The organism is Azospirillum sp. A1-3, assembly GCF_023806445.1.
GTDB lineage: Bacteria > Pseudomonadota > Alphaproteobacteria > Azospirillales > Azospirillaceae > Azospirillum.
Window position 1 is genome coordinate 224,471 of record NZ_JAMSLU010000008.1, and the last position, 22,820, is coordinate 247,290.

At 67.9% G+C, this 22,820-nt stretch carries 21 protein-coding genes; 9 read left to right on the top strand and 12 right to left on the bottom strand.

Annotated elements, in window-relative coordinates; translation table 11 throughout:
• Nucleotides 1–42 precede the first annotated feature (42 nt).
• Nucleotides 43–564 carry a hypothetical protein gene (locus M5E06_RS34035; protein WP_252142043.1) on the top strand — a complete coding sequence of 174 codons (522 nt, stop codon included), beginning with the start codon at nt 43–45 and terminating at the stop codon, nt 562–564.
• 10 nt (nt 565–574) lie between these two features.
• Here M5E06_RS34035 and M5E06_RS34040 read toward each other — a convergent pair whose 3' ends face one another.
• Together M5E06_RS34040 and M5E06_RS34045 are read right to left on the bottom strand one after the other, a co-directional pair.
• A complete protein-coding gene (locus M5E06_RS34040) occupies nt 575–2,830 on the bottom strand; it encodes a xanthine dehydrogenase family protein molybdopterin-binding subunit (protein WP_252142044.1) in 2,256 nt (751 codons plus the stop codon).
• A 3-nt stretch (nt 2,831–2,833) separates the two neighbouring features.
• A complete protein-coding gene (locus tag M5E06_RS34045) occupies nt 2,834–3,295 on the bottom strand; it encodes a (2Fe-2S)-binding protein (protein ID WP_109151935.1) in 462 nt (153 codons plus the stop codon).
• A gap of 188 nt (nt 3,296–3,483) precedes the next feature.
• Here M5E06_RS34045 and M5E06_RS34050 point away from each other — a divergent pair, with 188 nt between their 5' ends.
• Nucleotides 3,484–4,398 carry a LysR family transcriptional regulator gene (locus M5E06_RS34050; protein WP_109151936.1) on the top strand — a complete coding sequence of 305 codons (915 nt, stop codon included), beginning with the start codon at nt 3,484–3,486 and terminating at the stop codon, nt 4,396–4,398.
• A 57-nt stretch (nt 4,399–4,455) separates the two neighbouring features.
• On the opposite strand, the gene M5E06_RS34055 is transcribed toward M5E06_RS34050, so the two are convergent.
• From M5E06_RS34055 to M5E06_RS34065, 3 genes are read right to left on the bottom strand one after another with little or no spacing between them, the layout of a single operon-like run.
• On the bottom strand, nt 4,456–5,292 hold the full coding sequence (locus M5E06_RS34055; RefSeq protein ID WP_252142045.1) for an ABC transporter ATP-binding protein: 837 nt from the start codon (nt 5,290–5,292) through the stop codon (nt 4,456–4,458).
• Between the two features lie 25 nt (nt 5,293–5,317).
• Nucleotides 5,318–6,151: an ABC transporter permease gene (locus M5E06_RS34060; RefSeq protein ID WP_136702400.1), complete on the bottom strand. Its 834-nt coding sequence runs from the start codon at nt 6,149–6,151 to the stop codon at nt 5,318–5,320.
• 28 nt (nt 6,152–6,179) lie between these two features.
• Nucleotides 6,180–7,181, bottom strand: a complete 1,002-nt coding sequence (locus tag M5E06_RS34065; RefSeq protein WP_109151938.1) for an ABC transporter substrate-binding protein — start codon at nt 7,179–7,181, stop codon at nt 6,180–6,182.
• A 328-nt stretch (nt 7,182–7,509) separates the two neighbouring features.
• On the opposite strand from M5E06_RS34065, the gene M5E06_RS34070 reads away from it, so the two are divergent.
• Together M5E06_RS34070 and M5E06_RS34075 are read left to right on the top strand one after the other, a co-directional pair.
• A complete protein-coding gene (locus M5E06_RS34070; RefSeq protein WP_252142046.1) occupies nt 7,510–8,376 on the top strand; it encodes a 3-hydroxybutyryl-CoA dehydrogenase in 867 nt (288 codons plus the stop codon).
• 207 nt (nt 8,377–8,583) lie between these two features.
• Nucleotides 8,584–9,624 carry a GSU2403 family nucleotidyltransferase fold protein gene (locus tag M5E06_RS34075; protein ID WP_252142047.1) on the top strand — a complete coding sequence of 347 codons (1,041 nt, stop codon included), beginning with the start codon at nt 8,584–8,586 and terminating at the stop codon, nt 9,622–9,624.
• 27 nt (nt 9,625–9,651) lie between these two features.
• Here M5E06_RS34075 and M5E06_RS34080 read toward each other — a convergent pair whose 3' ends face one another.
• Genes M5E06_RS34080 through M5E06_RS34110 form a run of 7 tightly spaced genes read right to left on the bottom strand, consistent with a single transcriptional unit; the run spans nt 9,652 to nt 17,559 of the window.
• Nucleotides 9,652–10,722: a CgeB family protein gene (locus M5E06_RS34080; RefSeq protein ID WP_252142048.1), complete on the bottom strand. Its 1,071-nt coding sequence runs from the start codon at nt 10,720–10,722 to the stop codon at nt 9,652–9,654.
• Nucleotides 10,719–11,813, bottom strand: a complete 1,095-nt coding sequence (locus M5E06_RS34085) for a CgeB family protein (RefSeq protein WP_252142049.1) — start codon at nt 11,811–11,813, stop codon at nt 10,719–10,721. Before M5E06_RS34085 ends, M5E06_RS34080 begins: the two co-directional genes overlap by 4 nt.
• Nucleotides 11,810–12,934, bottom strand: a complete 1,125-nt coding sequence (locus M5E06_RS34090; protein WP_252142050.1) for a CgeB family protein — start codon at nt 12,932–12,934, stop codon at nt 11,810–11,812. Before M5E06_RS34090 ends, M5E06_RS34085 begins: the two co-directional genes overlap by 4 nt.
• Nucleotides 12,931–14,019, bottom strand: coding sequence for a glycosyltransferase family 4 protein (locus M5E06_RS34095; protein WP_252142051.1), 1,089 nt, complete (start codon nt 14,017–14,019; stop codon nt 12,931–12,933). The genes M5E06_RS34090 and M5E06_RS34095 overlap by 4 nt, the downstream gene beginning before the upstream one ends.
• 59 nt (nt 14,020–14,078) lie before the next feature.
• Nucleotides 14,079–15,371, bottom strand: coding sequence for a TIGR04295 family B12-binding domain-containing radical SAM protein (locus M5E06_RS34100; protein ID WP_252142052.1), 1,293 nt, complete (start codon nt 15,369–15,371; stop codon nt 14,079–14,081).
• Nucleotides 15,371–16,450 carry an SDR family NAD(P)-dependent oxidoreductase gene (locus tag M5E06_RS34105; protein WP_252142053.1) on the bottom strand — a complete coding sequence of 360 codons (1,080 nt, stop codon included), beginning with the start codon at nt 16,448–16,450 and terminating at the stop codon, nt 15,371–15,373. The genes M5E06_RS34100 and M5E06_RS34105 overlap by 1 nt, the downstream gene beginning before the upstream one ends.
• Nucleotides 16,447–17,559 (bottom strand): NAD-dependent epimerase/dehydratase family protein, encoded by a 1,113-nt coding sequence (locus tag M5E06_RS34110; RefSeq protein ID WP_252142054.1) that lies wholly within the window; start codon nt 17,557–17,559, stop codon nt 16,447–16,449. The genes M5E06_RS34105 and M5E06_RS34110 overlap by 4 nt, the downstream gene beginning before the upstream one ends.
• 599 nt (nt 17,560–18,158) lie before the next feature.
• Between M5E06_RS34110 and M5E06_RS34115 the strand changes: the two genes are divergently transcribed.
• From M5E06_RS34115 to M5E06_RS34135, 5 genes are all read left to right on the top strand, one after another.
• On the top strand, nt 18,159–18,989 hold the full coding sequence (locus M5E06_RS34115; protein ID WP_252142055.1) for an inositol-3-phosphate synthase: 831 nt from the start codon (nt 18,159–18,161) through the stop codon (nt 18,987–18,989).
• A gap of 8 nt (nt 18,990–18,997) precedes the next feature.
• Nucleotides 18,998–19,606, top strand: coding sequence for a histidine phosphatase family protein (locus M5E06_RS34120; protein ID WP_252142056.1), 609 nt, complete (start codon nt 18,998–19,000; stop codon nt 19,604–19,606).
• The gene (locus M5E06_RS34125) at nt 19,603–20,388 is read left to right on the top strand and encodes a TIGR04290 family methyltransferase (protein ID WP_252142057.1); all 786 of its coding nucleotides are present in this window, start codon (nt 19,603–19,605) and stop codon (nt 20,386–20,388) included. The genes M5E06_RS34120 and M5E06_RS34125 overlap by 4 nt, the downstream gene beginning before the upstream one ends.
• Nucleotides 20,385–21,314, top strand: coding sequence for a glycosyl hydrolase (locus M5E06_RS34130; RefSeq protein WP_252142058.1), 930 nt, complete (start codon nt 20,385–20,387; stop codon nt 21,312–21,314). Before M5E06_RS34125 ends, M5E06_RS34130 begins: the two co-directional genes overlap by 4 nt.
• A 101-nt stretch (nt 21,315–21,415) precedes the next feature.
• Entirely contained in the window at nt 21,416–22,819 is a 1,404-nt protein-coding gene (locus M5E06_RS34135; protein WP_252142059.1) for an alginate export family protein, read from the top strand.
• The last annotated feature ends 1 nt before the right edge of the window (nt 22,820 follow it).

Sequence of the window (22,820 nt, forward strand, 5' to 3'; positions counted from 1 at the left end):
GCAGGGGGCATCGGCACCGCCTTGAGCGATGCTGTGCCCCGCATGACCGCCATAGAACGCCACAGCACCCGTCACGACCCACTGCCCCCGCCGGAGATCGACATGGTCGCCCGGCAGCTGCGCCGCCGCCATTGGGCAGTGCTGGCGCTGGCCGCCCTGCTGCTGGCCGGGGTGCTGCGCGCCGCCTTCTACCTCACGGCGCTGACGCCCGCCCTGACAGCGACCGCCGCCGATCCATGGGGACCGCAACTACCCCGACCGTCCCTTCCGGTCATCCAGTCCCAGCGGCTCGCCCGGCTTCTGCGCATCGAGCCGCCACGCAAAAAAGAACCGGCGGAGACGTCCATCCCCGCCGGTCCGATGCGGGTCGATCCCGCGGTAAGGCTGCTGGTGGATCAGGGCTGGCCCGGCCGCCGGCCGGCGGCGCTTCCCGCCGCCGCCCGGACTGCCAGCATAGGGGCGGCCAGCATCGGAACAGCCAGCATCGCCCCGTCCCCGCAACTGACCTCGGCCCAACCGGTCCCCGCCCAACTGACGGCGGGGACCAAGTCGGCCTCACCCTAGCCGCCCCTACTCAGCTGACGATGCCGCCACGGCTGAAGGGCAGCGTCTGCAGCGGCTGCCCGGTCACCGAGAAGACGGCGTTCGCCACCGCCGGCGCCACGGTCGGGACGCCGGGCTCGCCGGCGCCGGTCGGCCGTTCGTGCGACGGGACGATGTGGACCTCCACCACCGGCATGTCCGACATCCGCATCGGCAGATAGCTGTCGAAATTGGCCTGATCCACCTTGCCGTCGGTCATGGTGATCTCGTCGCGCAGCGCATGGCCGATGCCCCAGCCGGCGCCGCCCTCCATCTGCGCCTTGACGATGTCGGGGTTGACCACCTCGCCGCAATCGACGGCGACGACGACGCGATCCACCTTGATCTGCCCCTTGGCGTCGACCGACACGTCGGCGACATGGGCGACATAGGTGTTGAAGCTTTCATGCACGGCGACGCCGCGGCCCTTGCCCTGCGGCAGCGGCTGACCCCAGCCGGCCTTCTCCGCCGCCAGCTTCAGCACGCCGGCCAGACGTGGATGGTCCTTCAGCATCTCCATGCGGAAGGCCACCGGGTCCTTGCCCGCCGCCTTGGCGAGGCGGTCGATCATCACCTCCTTGGCATAGGCGGTGTGGGTGTGCCCGACCGAGCGCCACCACAGCGTCGTCACCGGCGAGGCAACGGTGTGCGCGTCAACCGCAAGGTTCGCCACCGGATAGGCCATGTCCGAGGCGCCCTCGACCATCGTCGCGTCGACACCGTTCTTGATCATCACCGCTTCGAACGGCGTGCCGGCCATGAAGCTCTGGCCGACGATCCGCTGTTTCCAGCCGACCAGATCGCCCTTGGCATCGACCGCCGCCGTGATCCGGTGCAGGACCAGCGGACGGTAGCGGCCGCCCTTGATGTCGTCCTCGCGCGTCCAGACCAGATGCACCGGGGCCTTGGGATAGGCCTTGGCGATGGTCACCGCCTCGGCGATGTAGTCGGCGCTGGGGGTGGCGCGCCGGCCGAAGCTGCCGCCGGCCCACTGGGTCTCGATCTTCACCTGCTCCGGCTTGCAGCCCAGGATGTGGGCGGCGGTCATCTGCTCGACCGTCTGGAACTGCGACCCGGCCCAGATGGTGCAGCCACCTTCCGGATTCAGCGCCACCACGGCGTTCAGCGGCTCCATCGGCGCGTGGGCGAGGTAGGGGAAGACGAACTCGCCCTCCACCACATGGCCGCCCTTGGTCTTGGCGTCGGCGATGGCCTTCTCCGCATCGCCCTTGGCGGCGGCGACGTCACCCGGCTTCTCCGCCGCCTTGCGGTAGTCGGCCAGCATGGCGTCGGTGCCGCGGGTCTCGGCCTTGGCGTCGTCCCAGGTCACCGTCAGCGCCTCGCGGCCCTTGATGGCGGCCCAGGTGTTCTTCGCGATCACCGCGACGCCGACCGGCAGGGTCAGCACCTCGATGACGCCCGGCACCTTGCGGGCGGCGGCGTCATCGACGCTCTTCACCGTGCCGCCGAAGCGCGGGCTGCGGGCCAGCACCGCCGTCACCTGACCCGGACGGCGGATGTCCATGGCGAAGATGGCGGTGCCGTTGGTCTTGCTGACATGGTCCAGACGGTGCAGGTCCGGGTTGCCGATCAGCACATAGTCCTTCTGGTCCTTCAGCTTGACCTGCTGCGGCACCGGCAGCTTCGCCGCCTCTTCCGCCAGTTCGCCGAAGGTCAGGCTGCGGTTGCTGGCGGCATGGCGGACCACGCCCTTCGACACCGTCACCTCGCCGGCCGGCACGTTCCAGCGGGCGGCGGCGGCGGCGACCAGCATGGCGCGGGCGGCGGCGCCGGCCATGCGCAGCTCGTCCCAGCTGTTGGCGACGGCGGTGGAGCCGCCGGTGCCCTGGACGCCGAACATATGGTTGGCATACAGCTTCTGGTTGGCCGGAGCGAAGGCGCCGCGCACCTGGGACCAGTCGGCGTCAAGCTCCTCCGCCGCGATGGTGGCGAGGCCGGTGACGATGCCCTGGCCCTTGTCCAGATGCTTGGCCAGCACGGTGACCGTGTTGTCCGGCGCCACGATGATGAAGGCATGCGGACGCGGGTCGGCCGGGCCGACGATCTTCGGCGCCGCTTCGGCGGCCAGCGCCGGCATGGGCAGATGCGCGCCGATGACCAGCGCGCCGGCCCCGACGCCGATCGCCTTCAGGAAGCCGCGGCGCGACGGCGCCGGCAACGGACCGGGAGCGAAACCGGACTCCGGAAACCCGTGTTCGGCAGCGTGGCGGATCAGATGATGCAGCATGGATCAGGCCCTCATCGTCTGGGCGGCATCCTTGATCGCCGCGCGGATTCGGACATAGGTGGCGCAGCGGCAGACATTGCCGTCCATCGCCGAATCGATGTCCTGGTCGGAGGGGTTCTGGTTGTCGGTCAGCAGCGCGATGGCGCTCATGATCTGGCCCGACTGGCAGTAGCCGCACTGGACGACGTCCAGCTTCTGCCACGCCGCCTGGACGGCCTGGGCGGCCTTGCCCTTCACGCCCTCGATGGTGGTGATCTTGCTGTCCGGCGTCAGCATGCTGACGGGGGTCTGGCAGGCGCGGGTCGGCGTGCCGTCGACATGGACGGTGCAGGCGCCGCACTGGGCGATGCCGCAGCCGAACTTGGTGCCGGTCATGTTCAGCTCGTCCCGCAGAACCCACAGGAGCGGCATGTCCTCCGGAACGTCGACCTGACGCTCCTCGCCGTTGACGTTGATGCGAACCATGGCTCTTGCCTCTTTCTCCCTGAACGGAACCGCCGGCTTTTTGGAGGCGACGACAGGTCCGCTGCCCGGCTATGGGCGTTGGCTAGGAATTGAAAGTTTTTTTGATTGTCGGCTGCTGGGTCAGCTCTGCCTCGACAGAATACACCGTCTAGTGCACAATGAAGTAGGTGGCTTTGGTTCATATCGTCATGAAAGCTATTCATAACCCCGCGCTCGATCTCAACCTCATCAAGGTGTTCGACGCGCTCTTGGAGACCCGCAACGTCTCCCGCGCCGCCGACGCGCTGGGCGTCAGTCAGTCGGCGGTCAGCCACGCGCTGGCCCGGCTGCGCACGCTGGTCGGCGACCCGCTGTTCGTGCGCACCGGCAACCGGATGGAGCCGACGCCGCGCGCCCAGCGTCTGGCCGAACCGCTGCGCGACCTGCTGGTGGGGGCCGCCCGCGCCCTGTCGGCGGAGGAGGATTTCGATCCCCAGCGGGAGGAGCGGAACTTCACCATCTCCACCTCCGATTCGATGCAGGCGGTGCTGCTGACCGGCATCCTGCGCGATGCGGTGGAGGGCAACCAGCGCGTCACGGTCTCGCTGCTCAGCCTCGATCCCGACGCCATGATGACCGCGCTGGACGACGGCACGCTGGACCTCGCCATCGGCTATCTGCCGGAGCTGCGGCGCTGGCACGACCGGCAGGTGCTGTACCGGGAAACCCATGTCTGCCTGTTCAATCCGGCGCTTGTGCCGGTCACCCCACCGATCGGGCTGGAGGACTACACCCGCTATCCGCACCTGATGCCGTCGCTGCGCGGCGGGCTGACCAGCTTCATCGACGACGAACTGGCGGCGCTGGGCACAAGGCGGCGCGTCGCCGCCTCCACCACCCAGTTCCTGGCGATCCCGATGATCCTGACCCAGGCGCCGATGCTGACCTCGCTGCCCGCCCGGCTGGCCCAATTGTGCGCCGATGCGCTGGGACTCGCCACCAGCCCGCTGCCCTTCGACGTCGGCGATTACGAGGTGTCGATGATCTGGCACCGCCGCAACACCGGCTCCCCCTCCCACGGCTGGCTGCGGCAACGGATGGCCGAGGAAGCGGCGAAGCTCTGACAAGAAAAGGGCGCCCACATCGGGGCGCCCCTCCTTTGCCGTCCTGCCCGCCGTTCCTCAATCCGCCGTAATCGACCGGATCTCGTCCTGGCTGAAGCGCTGCTGCTCCTCCATCACCATCTGGGACAGCTCGCGCTTCAGGCGGTTGAACTCCGGGGCGGAGCCGTCACGGGGACGCGGCATGTCGACGACGACGTCGCGCTTGATGGTGCCCGGCCGGTAGGTCATCACGATGATGCGGTCGGCCAGATAGATGCTCTCCTCGATGGAGTGGGTGACGAATAGGATGGTCTTGCCGACCTCCTCCCAGATGCGCAGCAACTCGTCCTGAAGGGTGCGGCGGGTCAGCGCGTCGAGCGCGCCGAACGGCTCGTCCATCAGCAGGATCGGGCTGTCGAGCGCCAGCACGCGGGCGATGGCGACGCGCTGGCGCATGCCGCCCGACAGATCCTTGGGGAAGCGGTTGCGGAAGTCCTGCAGGTGCAGCTTCTGCAGCAGCCACTCCACCCGCTCCGCGATCTCGGCCTTGGACATCCCCTTGATCTCCAGGCCGAAGGCAACGTTCTGCGCCACCGTCATCCAGGGGAACAGGGCATATTCCTGGAACACCATGCCGCGGTCGGGACCGGGTTCGGTGATGGTGCGGCCATCGACGGTGACCGTCCCATTCGTCGGCGGCTGGAACCCGGCCACCGCGTTCAGCAGCGTGGACTTGCCGCAGCCCGACGGTCCCAGCAGGCAGACGAACTCGCCCTTGCGGATGTCGAGGTCGATGTTCTGCAGGGCGACGATCTTCTGCGGACCGACGGAGAAGGTCTTCTCCACCCCGCGCACCTGGATCTGCACGGGCGCGGCGTCGGGAACGGGCGTGGTGTCGGCAACGGTCTTCAGCATGGACATCATCTCCAGTCCCTCCCCATCAATTCTCAAGCCCGCGGTGCCAGCGCAGCAGGTGGTTGTTCAGGCGGTTCATGCCGATGTCGATGGCAAGGCCGAGCAGGCCGATGGTGAACATCCCGGCGATGATCTTGTCCGACCACATGAACTCGCGCGCCTCCAGGATGCGGAAGCCGAGGCCGGAGTTTACGGCGATCATCTCCGACACGATGACGACGATGAAGGCGGTGCCGATGCCGATCCGGGCGCCGGCCAGGATATAGGGGGTGGCCGCCGGCAGGATGACGCGGACGAACATGGTCAGCCGGCCGGCGCCCAGGTTGCGGGCGGCGCGCAGATAGATGCCGTCGACATGGCGCACCCCGGCGATGGTGTTCATCAGCACCGGGAAGAAGGCGCCGATGGCGATCAGAAAGATTGCCGGCGGGTTGCCCAGCCCGAACCACAGGATCGACAGCGGGATGTAGGCGATGGGCGGGATCGGCCGCAGCACCTGCATCAGCGGATCGAACAGCGCGTAGATGCGCGGGTTGCCGCCCATGGCGAGACCCAGCGGAAGGGCCAGCCCGGCGCCGACGGCGAAGCCCAGCACCACGCGGTACAGGCTGGACCAGGCGTCGAACAGCATCTCGCCCGACAGCGCCCACAGGATCCAGCTGGATTGCGCCGGATCATAGGGCTCGGTCGGCAGCAGATAGGCCCACCAGCGCTCCACCACCGCGACGGGCGACGGCAGAACCACTTGGTTGATCAGGCCGGAACTGGACAGGGCCTGCCACAGCGCGATGGCGAGGACCGGAACCAGGGCGCCGCGCGCGACGGCGGCGGGCGAGAAACGGGGCTTGGCTTGGGACATCGGGCGTCCTCCTTCCGCTGGGTGTGGCTCAGTTCGCCTTCACGGTGCCGGCATCAGCCGCCTTGGCGCCGGCCTTCGCCTTCTCCAGCAGGTCCAGCTTCACCCAATCCTCGGCCTTCGGCGGGGTGTCCATGCGGCCGACGCCGAACTTCTGCATCATGTCGGTCGTGACCTGCACGTGATGGACCGAGATGTCATAGCTGTAGGGCGAGTTGCCGATGGCGTCCTTGAAGTCCTGGCTGCTCAGCTGGCCCTTGAACATCTTCTCGCGGACATAGGTCTCGGCCAGATCGGGATTGGCGATGAAGGTCGCCGTCGCCTCGACGAAGCAGCGGACCAGCCGCTGGGCGACGTCCGGCTTCTTCTTGTAGAAGTCCTCGGTGACCACCAGCGAGCGCACCGGCTCGCCCAGCTCGGTGTCGTAGGGCTTCACCACCTCGACGCCGAAGCCCTTGTTGATGGCTTGGCTCGACTGCGGTTCGGACTGCGACATGGCATCGATGCTGCCGGCCAGCAGGGCCTGATTCATGTCGGCATAAGCCATATAAACGATCTGCACGTCCTTGCCCGGACGGTCGGACCAGCTCAGCCCATGCTTCGACAGCTCGGCCAGCAGGATCAGTTCCTGGGCGCCGCCGCGCGGGGTGGCGACCTTCTTGCCCTTCAGGTCTGCGATGCTCTTGATGCCGGCGTCCGGCTTGGCGACGATGCGGGCGCCACCCTTGGCGAAGCCGGCCACCGCATAGATCGGCACGCCGGACGCGCGGCCGGCGATGGCGGCGTCGACGGCGCTGGCGGCGACGTCGATCTCGCCCGCCACGATGGCCGGCAGGATGTCGATGCCCTTGGCGAAGACCCGCTCTTCGATCTTCAGGTCGTACTTGCCGGCGATCTCCTTCATGTAGGAAACCGCGCCGTAATGGGCGAATTTCAGGTTGCCGAGTCGGACCAGATCGGCGGCCGAGGCGGCCTGGGTGGCGAGCGCGGCGGCGGCGAAGGCGGTGGCGGCAAGCAGGGTCTTCCTGAGCATCTGGTCTCTCCCATGGGGCTTGATCCGCGACCCGTCGCCGCGGTTGACCAAGGAGAGAGCAAGCGGCGTGCCATAATCAGTTCGCCGCGCAAACAGTTGAAAAGCCTGGACCCAGCCTTTCCGACCACAGATTTTTTCGGCGGAAATCCGCCGTCCCGGCTCTAGCAGTCGGCGGATTTCCGCCGATGGCAGGGCTGCGGCAGGTCGCCGCGCCGGGTGGAAGCCCGCCTTGCCGCATACGACAAGTCATCGCAGCGCAACGAAAAAACGTGTAGAAGATGCTGCATCTGCGAACCAACGCACGCGCTCAACGATAGGGACAAGAAACATGGCCGAGAGCATGGGAATCGAGACCATCGGCGTCATCGGCGCCGGACAGATGGGTAACGGCATCGCCCAGGTCTGCGCCGTCGCCGGCCTGACGGTGGTGATGACCGACATCTCCGAGGCAGCGGTGCAGCGCGGCCTGTCGACCGTCGCCGGCAGCCTGGACCGTCTGGTCAAGAAGGAGAAGATGACCGCCGCCGACCGCGAAGCGGCCCTGGCGCGCATCACCGCCACCACCGACAAGTCGAAGCTGGCTGCTTGCGATCTGGTGATCGAGGCCGCGACCGAGAACGAGGACCTGAAGGTCAAGATCCTGAAGGAACTCTGCGCGACCCTGAAGCCGGAGGCGCTGGTCGCCACCAACACCTCGTCGATCTCCATCACCAAGCTGGCGACGGCCACCGACCGTCCGGACCGCTTCATCGGCCTGCACTTCTTCAACCCGGTGCCGCTGATGGCGCTGTTGGAGATCATCCGCGGCATCCAGACCAGCGACGACACCCACGCCAAGGCGATGGCCTTCGCCAAGCGCGTCGGCAAGTCGCCGATCACCGCCAAGAACAGCCCCGGCTTCGCCGTCAACCGCATCCTCTGCCCGATGATCAACGAAGCGATCTTCGCGCTGCAGGAAGGCATCGCCACGGCCGAGGACATCGACGCCGGCATGAAGGCCGGCTGCAACCACCCGATCGGCCCGTTGGCGCTCGCCGACCTGATCGGTTTGGACACCATGCTGTCGGTGATGGAGGTCTTCTATGAAGGCTTCAACGATCCGAAGTACCGCCCGGCCCCGCTGCTGAAGGAGATGGTCGACGCCGGCTTCCTCGGCCGCAAGTCCGGCCGCGGCTTCTACGACTACAGCAAGTAAGTGTCGGTGGGAGGGGGCGTTACGCCCCCTCCCTGATCTCCCACGCTCCCTGTTGCGAACACCCTGCCAATAGACTGTTTCAGCTCGGTTTCTACGAAATTCCAGAAAACGCTCCCATTCTGTAGAAGACCGCATAAGGCATTGAAAGTCGCCAGTTTCTACGGAAATATGAAGAAACGTACTTATTCGTAGAAACGAGGAGACCAGATGCCCGAGCTGCTCCTGATGACCGCGAACCAGCGCCGCATGCTCGTTGACATGCGACAGCTGTGGGACGCTTGGCGGGCCGCTTGGCGACGCCGCGCCGGGTACGCGGGCAGCCTGTCGTGGAAGGAGGAAAAGGGAGCGGATTATCTGGTGAAGGTGTTCGACGATCCCGGCACCGGGGTCCGTAAGATGCGGAGCCTCGGGCCGCGGTCGCCCGAGACCGAACGCATCTACGAGGAGTTCCGGACGGGGAAGGAGGAGGCCAAGGAGCGGCTGGACTCCTTGTCGCGAAGGCTGTCCGAGCAGGCCCGGTTGAACCGGGCGGTCGATCTCGGCCGTGTCCCGACCATCGCCTCGAAGATCCTCCGGCGGCTCGATCGCGAAGGGCTGCTCGGGCACAACGTCTACGTCGCCGGGACGAACGCGATCTACGCCTACGAGGCGGCGGCCGGGGTTTTCGTGCGGACGGACCTGCTGGCGACCGACGACCTCGACATCCTGATGGAGGCGCGGGCGAGGCTGCGGCTGACAGTGACCGGCGAGGAGCCCGCCAGCGTCATCGATGTCCTGCGCTCGGTTGACCGCAGCTTCAAAAAAGCGGACGAGGCGTCATTCCGGGCCGTCAACCGCGATGGCTACTACGTCGATCTCATCAAGGCCGCGGCGAACCCGCCTTGGCGGGACGAGCGGGAAGGGTTCGGCGAGGGCGACCTGCTGGCCTCGTCGATCGTGAACATGAAGTGGGTTGCCAACGCGCCGAAGTTCGAGGCGGTCGCCGTCGGCGAGGATGGCCAGCCTGTGCCGATGGCCTGCCCCGACCCCCGAGCCTTCGCCCTCTACAAGCTCTGGCTGGGGACGAAGGACGACGGGCGCGATCCGGTGAAGCGTGCCCGCGACGTGGAGCAGGCCCACACCGTGGCCGCCATCGTGACGCAGCATCTGCCGCAGCTCCCATTCGAGCCGGAGCACCTGAAGTGCTTCCCGAAGCCTGTCGTCGATTTCGCGTCCGAGGGCGACGATCCGTTCTTCAAGCCGTTCTGAAGCACACCGCAACGCACGAATCGCCGCTTAGGTGGGGGCAAGCCCGCGCTCCATCGCCGCGACCAGCTCGCGTTCCAGCGTCTCGGCCCGGTGCGCCGCGGTGTGCGCGGCCAGGATCCGCCGGCGCGCCTGCTCGCCGATCTCGCCCTCCGCCGCCGGGCGGCGCAGAACCTCCAGCACCCCGTCGGCGCTTTCCGCCAGGATGATCTCGCGGCCCGGCTCCAGCAGCGTATCGATCCCGTCCCAGATGTCGGAGATGATCGGCGTGGCGCAGGCCGCCGCTTCGAACAGGCGGACGCTGGGACTGTAGCCGGCGCGGATCATGTCCTCGCGCGTCACGTTCAGCGTGAAACGGCTCGCCGCGTAGAAGGCCGGATGGTCGGCCGGCGGCACATGGTGCAGCCGCTCCACATTCGCCGGCCAGACGATGTCGTCGGGATATTGCGGCCCGGCGACGACGAAGCGCAGGTCCGGCGCCCGGCGTGCCGGCTCCAGCAGCAGGCGGTCCAGTGTCGGCTGGCGGTCGATGCTGTAGGTGCCGAGATAGCTGAGGTCCCAACGCTTGGGCACCGGCATCGGCGCGTAGGCCTCCGCATCCACCGAACAGTAGAGCGCCCTTGCGGCCGGCGAGCCGTATTGCCCCATCAGCCGGTCGAGCGTCGGCCCGCCGGTGAAGGAGAAATACACATCAAAGCCGGGGATGACCTCCGGCGCGAGATACTCGTAATCGCCGCGCTCCAGCTTTGCCAGCGTCACCGGCGTGTCGATGTCGTAGAAGGCGACGACACCCCGCGCCGTCTCCTGCGCCCAGCGCCCGACCGCCACCCCCTCCGGCACGTAAGATCCCACCAGCACCGCATCCGCCCCGGCGACGGCGGCGGTGAAGCGCTTCAGATCCTCGAGGTCCTTGTAGAAGGCCAGCTCGCACCAGCCCGGATTCGGCAAGTCGCGGTTGTCGGCGTACCAGGGCACGTCGCGTTCCAGGAACAGGATCTGGTGCCCACGCGCCGCGAAGGATTTCAGCAGCGCGCGGAAGGTGGTGGCGTGCCCGTTGCCCCAGGAGGAGGACAGGCTGAGCCCCAGGACGACCAGCTTCATGCCGCGCTCCGTTCCCGGCGGGCAGCCAGCGCGCCGCGCAACAGTTGGTCCACCTCGACCGCCCGGCGGGCATAGGTGTGGCCCGCCAGGATGCGGCGCCGCGCCGCCGCGCCGATGGCGCGGGAGCGTTCCGGCGTCAGCGCCCGCAGATGCTCGGTCACGTCCTGCCCGTCGCGGGCGACCAGCACCTCCTCGTCAGGGGCCAGGAACAGCTCCACCCCCTCCCAGGCGTCGGTGATCAGGCAGGCGCCGGCGCCGGCCGCCTCGAACACGCGGGTGGCGGGGGAGAAGCCGACCTCCGCCATGCTGTCGCGGGCGATGTTCAGCACCGCCTTGGCCGAGGTGTTGAAGGCATTGTGATCGGCGGTGCCGACATGGCCGATGTGGGTGACGTTGGCCGGCAGGCCCTTGGACTCCCAGCCGCTGCCGCCGATGATGTAGCGGCCGTCCGGATTGCGCGCCGCCGGCTCTAGGAAGAATCGCTCCACCCGCGCCTCACGGTCGGGCAGCCGGTTGCCGAGGAAGTTCAGGTCGGCGCGGAAGCGGTCCTGCGGCGGCACCGGATGGTGCGTGGACGGGTCCAGCGCGTTGTAGATCGGCCGGCAGACCGGCGCCCCCATCGCCTCGTACGCCGACACCACCGGCGGCCCACCGCCATAGGTCAGCACGAAGTCTAGCTCCGGCAGGCGGCGGCGCAGCACATGGTCGGGCGCCTGCCGCAGCTCCGCCAGCGTCGCCGGGGCGTCCACGTCCCAATAGATGCGCAGGGCCTGCGGGTCGGCGGCGTTCATCACGCCGTCCAGCAGTTCATTGTCGAAGACGCCGACGCCGTTGGCCTTGACCACCACATCGGCCTTCGCGGCTTCCGCGATCACCGTGCGGCAGGCTTCGGGCGTGGCGTCATAGACGACGACCTTGGCATAGTCCGGCGGCTCGATATCGCGGTGCTTCTGGCGATCGAAGGCGTCCGGCTCGTAGAAGGTGATGTCCCAGCCATGCCTGGCCAGTTCGCTCAACATGCCGCGGTAATAGGTGGCGGCGCCGTTCCAGTAGGAGGACAGCAGGCTGGACCCGTAAAAGGCCATCTTCATCGGGCGGACTCCTCAAGGACCGGTTCTTTTTGATTGCCGCGCAGGCTGCCGACGATGGACAGCAGCTCATCGACACGGTGGGCGCAGGTGTGGCGGGCGCGGATCGTCTCCAGCCCGTTGCGGACCAACTCGGCGCGTAGCCCCTCGTCCTGGTCGACGGCGCGCAGATGGGCGGCCATCTCCTCGCCGTCGCGGGCGAACAGGAAGTCGCGGCCGGGGCGGAACAGCCCCTCGGCATCGCTCCACGGCGCGCTGACCAGCGGGATGCCGCAGGCCAGCGCCTCGAACACGCGGATGGTCGGGATGCCCGGCAGCATGTCGACATAGAAGCGGCGCGGCACATGGACGGTGACGCGGTGGCGGGCGAAGATCTCCGGCGCCCGCGCGTTCGGCAGCCAGCCCTTGTAGGCGATGCCGTAGCGCTTCAGCGTTGCCAGGGCCGGCTTTGGATAGCGCACGCCGTAGATCTCCAGCGGCAGCCCGGCGGCCCTGGCAGGCGCGAAGAGAAAGCGTTCAAGCTCCTCCGTCCGCTCGCCGTCGCCCCAATTGCCGATCCACACCGCGCCGCTGCGCGGCCCTTCTTCGGCCGGCGGGTGGAACAGCCGGATGTCGGCGGCCTCGTGCCAGACGAAGACCCGGCCTTCCCAGCCCCAGCGGCGGTAGACGGCCGCCAGCGTCTCGCCGAAGGCCAGCACGCCGTCATAGCCGGACAGGTCGAAGGCGTTGATCGCCTTGGGATCGCTGACCGCACGGTGGTGGGTGTCGTGGAACAGCAGGGTGAAGCGGCCGCCGCGCCTGCGCGCCTCCCCGACCGCCGCGACCAGCGCCGGGTCGTTCCATTCATGGACGATGACCAGATCGGCACCATCGCAGGCCGCCTCCACGTCGAAGCCCTTCGGCATCGTCCGCGACGACAGCTCCGGATACAACGTGCGATAGGCCTCCAGCCCGGCTTCGCCATGGTCGGCCAGCAGGTTCTGCAGGCTCCAGGCCCCTTCCGGTTCCAGTACCTGCACGTCATGGCCGCGGGCGATCAGGTCGCGCAGCACCCCGCGCAGGAAATGGGCGTTGCCATGGTTCCAGCAGGAGGCCAGGGAATGGGTGAAATAGACGATCCTCACGCGATCACCTCCGAACGCACGGGATGCGTCACCGACCGGTAAACGTCGAGCATCCCGGCGGTGAGCCGGTCCATGTCATAGCGGGCGGCCCGTCGGCGGGCGGCGGTGCCGAGCCGCCGGGCCTCCAGCGGGTCGTCCAGCAGCCGGCGCAGGGTCGTGGCCAGCGCACCGGCATCGCCCGGATCGGCGAAGATAGCGGCGCCGTCCCATAACTCTCGGAAGCTGGCGATGTCCGACAGCACCAGCGCGCAGCCGGCTTGCGCCGCCTCCAGCACCGTCAGCCCGAACGGCTCGTAGAGCGGCAGGGAGGCGAAAACCGGCGCCCGCGCCATCCACCCGGCGACCGACGCCCCGTCCAGCCGCCCCAGTGCCCGCGCATGGCTCAGCCCCACCCGATGCCCGGTCGGGCTTTCCAGCGGCCCGGCGGCGAAGACCGGCACGTCCAGCAGCTTTGCCGCCGCGTCCAGCAATTCGACGTTCTTGCCTGAATCCCACAGCCGCCCGGCGGTGAAGACGAAGCGTTCCCGCCCCATCGCGGCCCGTCGCGGCCCGGTCTTGCGGGCATAGCGCCCGTTGCGCACCACCACCGGTGCCGTCACGCCATACAAGGCGGCGGTCGCTTCGGCAAAGGCGGCACTGGGCGCCACCAGCACGTCGCAGGCCTGATAGCCGCGACGCAGAAGCTCGGTCCGCCAGCGGAAATCCTCCGGCATCTCGCCGCCGCGCACCGCCACCCACCAGCTCGCCATGCAGGAATGGCAGACGCCGACGACCGGCATGGTGAAGCCGGCATCGGCGGCCAGCGCCGGACTGTTCAGATGCACCACATCGTGGCCGAGCCGTGCCGCCAGATCGCCCAGCGCCTCCGCCGTGCGGCGCACCGCCGCCTCGTCGGGCGCGGTCCAGTCCAGGGCCAAGCCGGTGTCGATCAGCTCCAGCCCGTCCACCGCGGCGGCGGCAGTGACCTGATCGGGGTGGGGCGACGGTCCCAGCACCGCCAGCGTCACCCGCGTCCCCTGCCCCGCCAGTTCGCGGGCCAGATCCAGCGCATAGGTCCACACCCCGCCGACGCTGTCGGCCGTCATCAGCACATAAGGCGGTTCTGGGGGTGGTTCCGCGAGCGGTTGTTTTCTTTGGGCACTCGTCAGCGGCAGGAGCATGCCGCCTCCAGTTCCGTCAGCGGCAAGGGCTCGTCCTCCTGGATGTCGCTCAGGCGTTCGAACTGGCCAAGGTAATGCTCGTGTGCCCGCTCCCACGCCCGGTCGTCCGGCTCGCCCCACAGGCGGCGGTAATCGGGCGAGGCCGGATAGGGGTAGAGCGGCACCGGATCGTTGGCCCACACCCCGGCGGCCAGCAGTTTCTCGCGCCAAGCCTTGACCATGTCGGCATCGTCGCCGGCCATGGCGATCAGGTTGGCCTGGACGAAGGGCACGCTGCGCCGGGCATGGATCAGCCGGTCGGCCAGATCGTCGGTGCTCATCCGGCATTTCTTGTCGAGCGAGGCGCGACCCTCCTCGGTCAGGCTTTCCACCCCGGCCTCTATCGACACGCAGCCGGCCGCGCCCAGGAGGTCGAGCATGTCCGGTTTCCACAGATCGATGCGCGTCTGTACGCCGAACTGGATCGGCCGCTCCACCAGCGCTTCCAACAGGTCGCGCCGGGGCAGGAAGATCTCGTCGATGAAATAGACATAGCGGACACCGGCCGCGATCAGCCCGTCGATCTCCTCCAGGATGATGGCGGTGTCGCGCCGCCGGTACTGGTCGCGGAAATCGATCTTGGCGCAGAAGCTGCAGTTGTAGGGGCAACCGCGCGACGCCTCCACCTCCGCCCCCGGCCCGACCGGCTCGGTGCCATAGCGGTGGTGGTGGTGCGGATGGCGCTGCAGCCACTCCACCGGCCAGGACAGAGCCGGCAGGTCGGTGAAGCGCGCCGCATGCGGCCCGCCGGTCACCACCAGATCGCCGTCCCGCTGGAAGGCCAGCGCCGGCACCTCGTCCAGCACCAAACCGTCCGCCAGCTTTGCGACGATCTCCTCGCACTCCCCGCGCACCACCAGATCGACGCCGAGCTTGCTCAGGGTGGGCGCCGGGGTGGTGGAGCCATGCGGCCCGACCGCGACGGTGCGCCCGCCGCGACCGCCCAGCGCCGTCAGGAACTCGCGCGGCACCCGCAGCTCCGGCTGGGCGCAGCGCCAGAACAGGTAGGTCGGCGCGGTGGTCAGCACGGTCATGTCGGCGGCGAAGGCGGCGACCCGCTCCGCCATCTCCGCGTTCGACAGCCCGTCCAGCGCACCGTCCAGCAACAGCACCTCGTGCCCGGCCTGCTCAAGCAGCGCTTTGCTGTATCCCAGCTCCAGCGGCAGATGCGCTTCGCGGCATCCGAAATAGATGCTGTGGTCGAAGCTCCAGGCCGGGTTGACCAGCGCAACCCTCATCAGGCGGCCTCCACCGACGGTGCGGCTTCGGGCACGCCGCTCTTCTCCGCCCGCAGCCATTCGGCCAGCAGCGCCACGCCGCGCTTCCAGTCGGTCGGCTCGGCCAGCCCCAGCGCGTGGCGCGCCGCGCGGGTGTCCGACACGTAGTAGCGCTGGTCGCCGGCCCGCCAGTCGCCGTAGCTGACCTCCACCTTGCGGCCCATCAGATATTCGATGTGGGCGATCAACTGGCGCAGGCTGATGGCGTTGGCCGCCCCGCCGCCCAGGTTGAAGGCGCGGCCCTTCACCTGCTCGATCCGTTCCCAGGCGGAGACATAGGCCTGCACTGTGTCGGCGGCGAACAGCACGTCGCGCACCTGCCGGCCGTCGCCATAGATGGTGATCGGCTCGCCGTTCAGCGCTCGGATCAGGAAATGGGCGACCCAGCCCTGATCCTCCGTCCCCATCTGGCGCGGGCCATAGATGCAGCTCATCCGAAGCACGGCGGTCGGCAGGTCGAAGCTGCGGGCGTAATCCAGCACATACTGGTCCGCCGCCCCCTTCGAACAGCCATAGGGGGTGTGGAAGTCGAGCGGACGCGCCTCCGACACGCCATGCGCGCGGATCGTCGGATCGGCGGGCGCGTAGGCGTCGTCCACCAGTTCCAGGGGCACGTCGGCGAGGTCGCCATAGACCTTGTTGGTGCTGGCGAAGATCACCGGCGTCCGCCGACCCTGCTTTTGGCCATGCCGGCGCACCGCCTCCAGCAGGGACAGGGTGCCGCGGATGTTCACCTCGAAATCGTCGACCGGGTCGACCATGCTGGTCGTCACCGCGACCTGGGCGGCCAGATGGAACACCGCCTTGGCGTCCTTGGCGGCATCGGCCAGCGCCTGTTCGTCGCGCAGGTCGGCGGTGACGGCGGTGATGCGCGACGGGTGGCGGGCCTGCAGCCAGCGCAGGTTCCGCTCCACCCCCGGACGGCGCAGCGCGTCATAGATCAGCACGTCATGTCCGTCCGACGCCAGCCGGTCGGCAAGGTTCGATCCGATGAATCCGGCGCCGCCGGTGATCAGAACCGGGTTCTTGCTGCCGCTCATGCCACCAGACCCCGCTCTTCCAGTTCGCGGCGGGCGTCGGCGACGCGGTCCTGTGCCTCCTGCCGGGCGACCCATTCCGCCAGTTCGGCCAGCCCTTCGGAGAAATCCTCCTTCCGGTCATAGCCCAGCACGGTGCGGGCCTTGGTCAGGTCGGGGATGTTGTGGCGGATGTCGCCGGCCCGCGCCTTGCCGGTGATGTCCGGCGTCAGGTCCGGCCGGCCCATCGAGGCGGCCTGCATCAGCGCCACCTCTTCCACCGTGCGCTCCTCGCCGGAGCCGATGTTGAACACCTCGCCGTTGGCGGCCGGATTGTCGAGCGCCAGCAGGAAGGCGCGGGCGACGTCGCGGACATGCACGAAATCGCGGCGCTGCTGCCCGTCCTCAAAGATCATCGGACGCTGGCCGTTGGCGATGCGCGAGGCGAAGATCGCCAGCACGCCGGTGTAGGGGTTCGACAGCGCCTGTCCCGGCCCATAGGCGTTCCACAGGCGAAGGGCCGAGCCTTCCATCCCATACTGCGCGGTCAGCGTCAGGGTCAGCCGTTCCTGCACATATTTGCCGATGGCATAGACCGACTTCAGCGCCGGGCGCTTGCTCTCCGGGGTGCGCACCGGCATCAGCGGCCGCCCCTGCTGGTCCAGCGGATCCCAGGTCCCGTCGGGGTTGCGGGCGCCGCGGACGACGTCCTCCATCAGCGTGCCGTCGGCGGTGCGGTACAGCCCCTCGCCATAGATGCTCATCGACGACGCGACGACGACGCGGCGCACCGGCTTGTTGATCAGGCGCTGGAACAGCACGGCGGTGCCGTAGTCGTTCACCGAAGTGTAGCGGTCGACCGCATACATGCTCTGGCCGACGCCGACTTCGGCCGCGAGGTGGATCACCGAATCGACGCCTTCCAGCGCGCTGGCGACCATCGCCTCGTCGCGCACGTCGCCGACCAGCAACTCCACGTCGGCATCCAGTTCGTCGGGGCGCTGCCGCGTCGGGTGCACCTGTTCGATCAGGCTGTCCAGAACCCGGACACGGTCGCCGCGGGCAAGCAGGGCCTTGGCGACGTGGCGGCCGATGAAGCCGGCTCCGCCAGTGACGAGAACGGTCTCTCCCACAAGTCCCTCCGAGGAATTTGATACGATTCTTGACGTTGACGTGCGGAAACAAGGGGCAGGGCCTGCGGACATCGACACCGCGAGCCCCCCGCTCGTCCCCGCAAGTTGCCCAGGGCACCCTGTGCGGTTTTATTTCAGGACCGGCTCGCAACTCAGTGTCGGAGTCACGTCGGCCGTACTGTCGACGTTAACACCGGCGTGAAAAATTGCGCACCTCGTCCAAAAGGCTTGCTACCAACGACCGATCTTCCGATGACTCCTTTTAAAGTCTACAAATATCCGCGCTCCGTGAAATGACGTGCATTTAAGGACGGGAGATCTCAGTGACTGGGAAAAAGCTCCGGGTAGCAATAGCTGGTGTCGGGAATTGCGCATCATCTTTTGTACAAGGGATATGCTATTATGCTGACGCCAAAGCCAACGAGCCGCCACCTGGGCTTATGACTGTCGACCTCGGCGGTTATCACGTTGGAGACATCGAGATTTCTGCGGCCTTCGATGTTGCAGCCTCGAAAGTGGGGTTCGATGTCGGAGAGGCTATTTTCGCACCACCTAATAATACTTTCCGTTTTGCCAAGCCTCCGCGCTTCGGCGTGCAGGTGAACCGCGGCCCGACGCTTGACGGCATCGGAAAATACCTCGCCGGCGACATCACCGAATCGGAGCAACGGCCGGTGAATGTGGCGGAAACCCTGCGCCGCACCGGCACCGACATCCTGGTCTCCTACCTGCCGGTCGGGTCGCAGCAGGCCACGGAATTCTACGCCGAACAGGCGCTGGAAGCCGGCTGCGCCTTCGTCAACTGCATCCCGGTCTTCATCGCCTCTAACCCCGTCTGGGCGCGGCGCTTCGCCGAACGCGGGCTGCCGATCATCGGCGACGACATCAAGAGCCAGGTCGGCGCCACCATCGTCCACCGCATGCTGGCCAACCTGTTCCGCGAGCGCGGCGTGCGGCTGGACCGCACCTATCAGCTGAATTTCGGCGGCAACACCGACTTCAAGAACATGCTGGAGCGTGAGCGTCTGGAATCGAAGAAGATCTCCAAGACCCAGGCCGTCACCAGCCAGCTCGACGTGCCGCTCGATCCCGACGACGTGCATGTTGGCCCCAGCGACCATGTGCCGTGGCTGACCGACCGCAAATGGGCGCATATCCGGCTGGAAGGTACCACCTTCGGCGGCGTTCCGCTGAATGTGGAGCTGAAGCTGGAGGTCTGGGACAGCCCGAACTCCGCCGGCATCGTCATCGACGCGGTGCGCTGCGCCAAGCTGGCGCTGGATCGCGGCATCGCCGGCCCGCTGGTCGGCCCGTCCAGCTACTTCATGAAGTCGCCGCCGGAACAGTTCACCGACCACGAGGCACGGGAACGCACGCTGCGCTTCATCGCCGGCGAACGTGTGGAGCCCAAGCCGACCCGCCTGATGTGAGCGGCGGCATGGAAACCATCTTCATCCTGATCCGCCACGGCTCGCACGACCGACTGGGCTCGGTCCTGTGCGGCCGCATGGCGGGCGTGACGCTGAGTGCCCAAGGCCGGGCGGAAGCCGACTTGCTGGCCGATCGCCTGTCGGGCCAGCGCCTGACCGCCGTGCTGTCCAGCCCGTTGGAACGCGCCGTCGAGACCGCCACCCCCATCGCCGAACGGCAGTCCCTCCCCCTGACCATCGAACCGGCGCTGAACGAACTCGACCTCGGCGCCTGGAGCGGCAAGCGGTTCGAGGAGCTGCGCGGCGATCCCGCCTGGGATCTGTGGAACCGGGCGCGCAGCCATGGCCGCCCCACTCCCGGCGACACGCCCGGCGAATCGATGGCGGAGGCGCAGACCCGGATCGCGTCCCTGCTCGACCGGCTGCGCCGCGCCAACCCCGGCGGCACGCTGGCGCTGGTCAGCCACGGCGACATCATCAAGGCGGCGCTGGCCCACGCCCTGGGCCTGCCGCTCGATTTCCATGGGCGATTCGAAATCAGCCCGGCTTCCCGCAGCGTCCTGATCGCCGGCGATTGGGGGCTGAAGGTCCACAGCATCAACGAGGGTGCGGCATGACGAGCCTGACGGCCGACCAGATCCGTGAACGGGTGGCCGAACTCGGCGACTGGTTCCACAACATCGACCTCAACGGCGTGCGCACGGCGCCCAACCATTTCCTCAATGACTACCCGAACGTGAAGTGGAAGCGGTTCGAGCACGCGGTGCCGAAGGATTTGACCGGCCGCACCGTTCTCGACATCGGCTGCAACGGCGGCTTCTACTCCATCGAGATGAAGCGCCGCGGCGCCGACCGGGTGGTCGCCATCGACTTCGACGACCGCTATCTGGCCCAGGCCAAGTTCGCCGCCGAGGTGACCGGCCAGGACATCGAATTCCACAAGATGTCGGTCTATGACGTCGCCAAACTCGGCGAAAGCTTCGACGTCGTGCTGTTCATGGGCGTGCTCTATCACCTGCGCCACCCGCTGCTGGCGCTCGACCTGATCCACGACCATGTCGCCAAGGATCTGATGATCTTCCAGTCGATGCAGCGCGGCTCGGCCGAAGTGGCGCCGGTGCGCGCCGACTATGACTTCTTCGAACAGGATCACTTCGACGATCCCGGCTATCCGAAGCTGCATTTCATCGAACACGAATACGCCCGCGACTGGACCAACTGGTGGGCGCCCAACGCCGCCTGCGCCGAGGCCATGCTGCGTAGCGCCGGCTTCGCCATCACCGAACATCCGGAACGCGAGGTCTATGTCTGCCGCCGGGTCGACCGCCCGACCGAGGCCGGGGCGGTGTACCCGGCCCAGCCCAAAGAAGACGCCGTGACGAAAGGGACCGAGGGATGATCGAAGCCGCCAAGATCTGGAACGAGCCCAACAACAAGTCGCACTGGGACCCCAACCTCGACCCCGAATGGGACCTGTTCGCCCGCATGACCATCCTGGCCGGACAGGCGATCCGGGCGGAGAATTCCACCATCACCCGCGTGCTGGGCGGCATGTCCCCCATCGACCCGTCCTTCGTCCGCCGGCTGGAGGAACGCGGCGCGCTGGAGGAGGTGGACGTGGTGGCGGTCCACGGCTTCCCGCTCGACTGGAATCTCTGGCAGATCCAAGAGTGGCCGAACAAGATCGACGAGATCCGCGCCGTCACCAACAAACCGATCTGGGTGACCGAGGCCGGCGTCTCCTCCTTCGGCGCCGAAGAGGTGCAGGCCTGGGGCGTCAAGCGCACCGCCGAACTGCTGATCGGCAAGGTGCCGCGCATCCACTGGTACAGCCTGTACGACCTGCCCAGCCATTGGGAGGCCACCACCCGCCACAAGGAGGCCGAAGGCTCCTCCTATTACCGCCACTTCCACATGGGCCTGCTGCGCGCCGACGGCACGCCGAAACCGGCGGTGGAGGCCTTCGCGCCCTATGCCGGCCAGATGGGCATCTGCCAGTGGTTCCATTACGAGGATCACCGGCTTGACGAGGCGGTGGCGTGGCTGAAGCGGCTGGGCGTGCGGCACCTGCGCACCGGCCTGTCCTGGGCCGACAGCTTCCGCCCGAACGCGCTGGACTGGTTCGACCGCCAGATGGAGGCGCTGGCCGATTTCGACGTCACCGTCACCTTCTGCTTCACCCCCGAACACCGCGGCGTCGAACCCCACCACACCAGCCCGCCCCAGGTGGCCGAGGAGTTCGCCGAGTTCTGCGCCGCGATGATCCGCCGCTACGGCACCACGCGGACGGCCGATTCGGCAGCGTCGATGGCGGCGGTGGGGTAAGGCCGCGCGCAGAACCGGCAAAAGCGGTTCGGAAGGAGCAATCACCCGGCCGGGCATCTCCCTAGGATCGGTGCAGTCCAGCGCCATCACGGAGATGCCCCATGTCGGCCCGCCTTCGCGCGGCGGCGGTCGCCCTGTTGCTGTGGATCGGTCCGGCCCATGCGGCCCAACCGACAAATCCACCGCCGCTGACCAACACCCGCTTCGACGAGGATTACCGCTACCTGCTCTCGCCCGAGGCCCGCTCCGGCGCCTTCTGGGAGCGGTTCAAGGCGATCCCGGTCACCGGCGACGGCACCGCCTCGCTCTCCACCGGCCTGGAGCTTCGCCTGCGCGGCGAGGCGATCCGCAACAGCAGTTGGGGCCAGGACGAGCCGCGCAACGACGCCTACGGTCTGTGGCGTGCCCTGCCCTATGCCGACCTGCGCGTCGGCCGGAGCCTTCGCCTTTTTGGCCAGCTCATCATGGCCGGCACGGCGGGCAAGCTGGACCCGCTGGCACCACCCGACGCCGACCGCATCGACCTGATGCAGGGCTTCGCCGACCTGAACGCCCCGCTCGGCGATGCCCAAGGCACGCTGCGCGTCGGCCGCCAGATGCTGGCCTATGGGTCGGAACGGCTGATCTCCATCCGCTATGGCGCCAACGTGCCCCGCTCCTTCGACGCGGTGAAGGGCATCGTCACCGCCGGTCCATGGCGGGTCGATGCCTTCTATGGCCGGCCGGTCCAGCCGACGCCGGAGCTGTTCGACGACGGCCGCGACGCCAAGCGCACGGCATGGGCGCTCTACGCCACGCGCCCGCTCGATCTGGGTTGGGGGGGCAGCGCCGGCCTGGACGCCTATTACATCGGCTACCGCAACCGCCGCGCCGCCTTTGACTCCGGCAGGGGCAACGAACTGCGCCACACCATCGGCCTGCGCAGCTTCGGCAAGGCCGCCGGCTGGGACTGGAACTGGGAGGCGATGGGCCAGTTCGGCCGCTTTGGCGGCGTATCGATTCGCGCCTGGTCGCTCGCCACCGACAGCGGCTATCGCTTCACCACGCTGCCGCTGCAGCCGCGCCTTAGCCTCAAGGCCAACATCGCCAGCGGCGACGGCAATCCGAGCGACGACCGGCTGGAGACCTTCAACCCCCTGTTCCCACGCGCGAAGTATTTCGGGGAGCTGACGCCGATCGGTCCCTACAACCTGATGAACCTGCACCCGTCGCTCGACCTCGCCCTAACCGACGAGTTCAGCCTGTCCGCCTCCGCCATCGCCTATTGGCGCGAAAGCCTGGATGACGGGGTGTACGACCTGACCGGCGGCCTGCTGCGCTCCGGCGCCGCGTCACGGGCGCGCTATGTCGGCACCCAGGGCGAACTGGTGCTGTCCTACAGCTCCGGCCGCTCTTTCGAGGGGCTGATCTCCTACTCGCTGTTCCGCCCCGGTCCCTTCCTCAAGGACAGCGGCCCGGCCAAGACCATCCACTTCGCCGGAATGGAGGCGGTCTTCAAATTTTAGA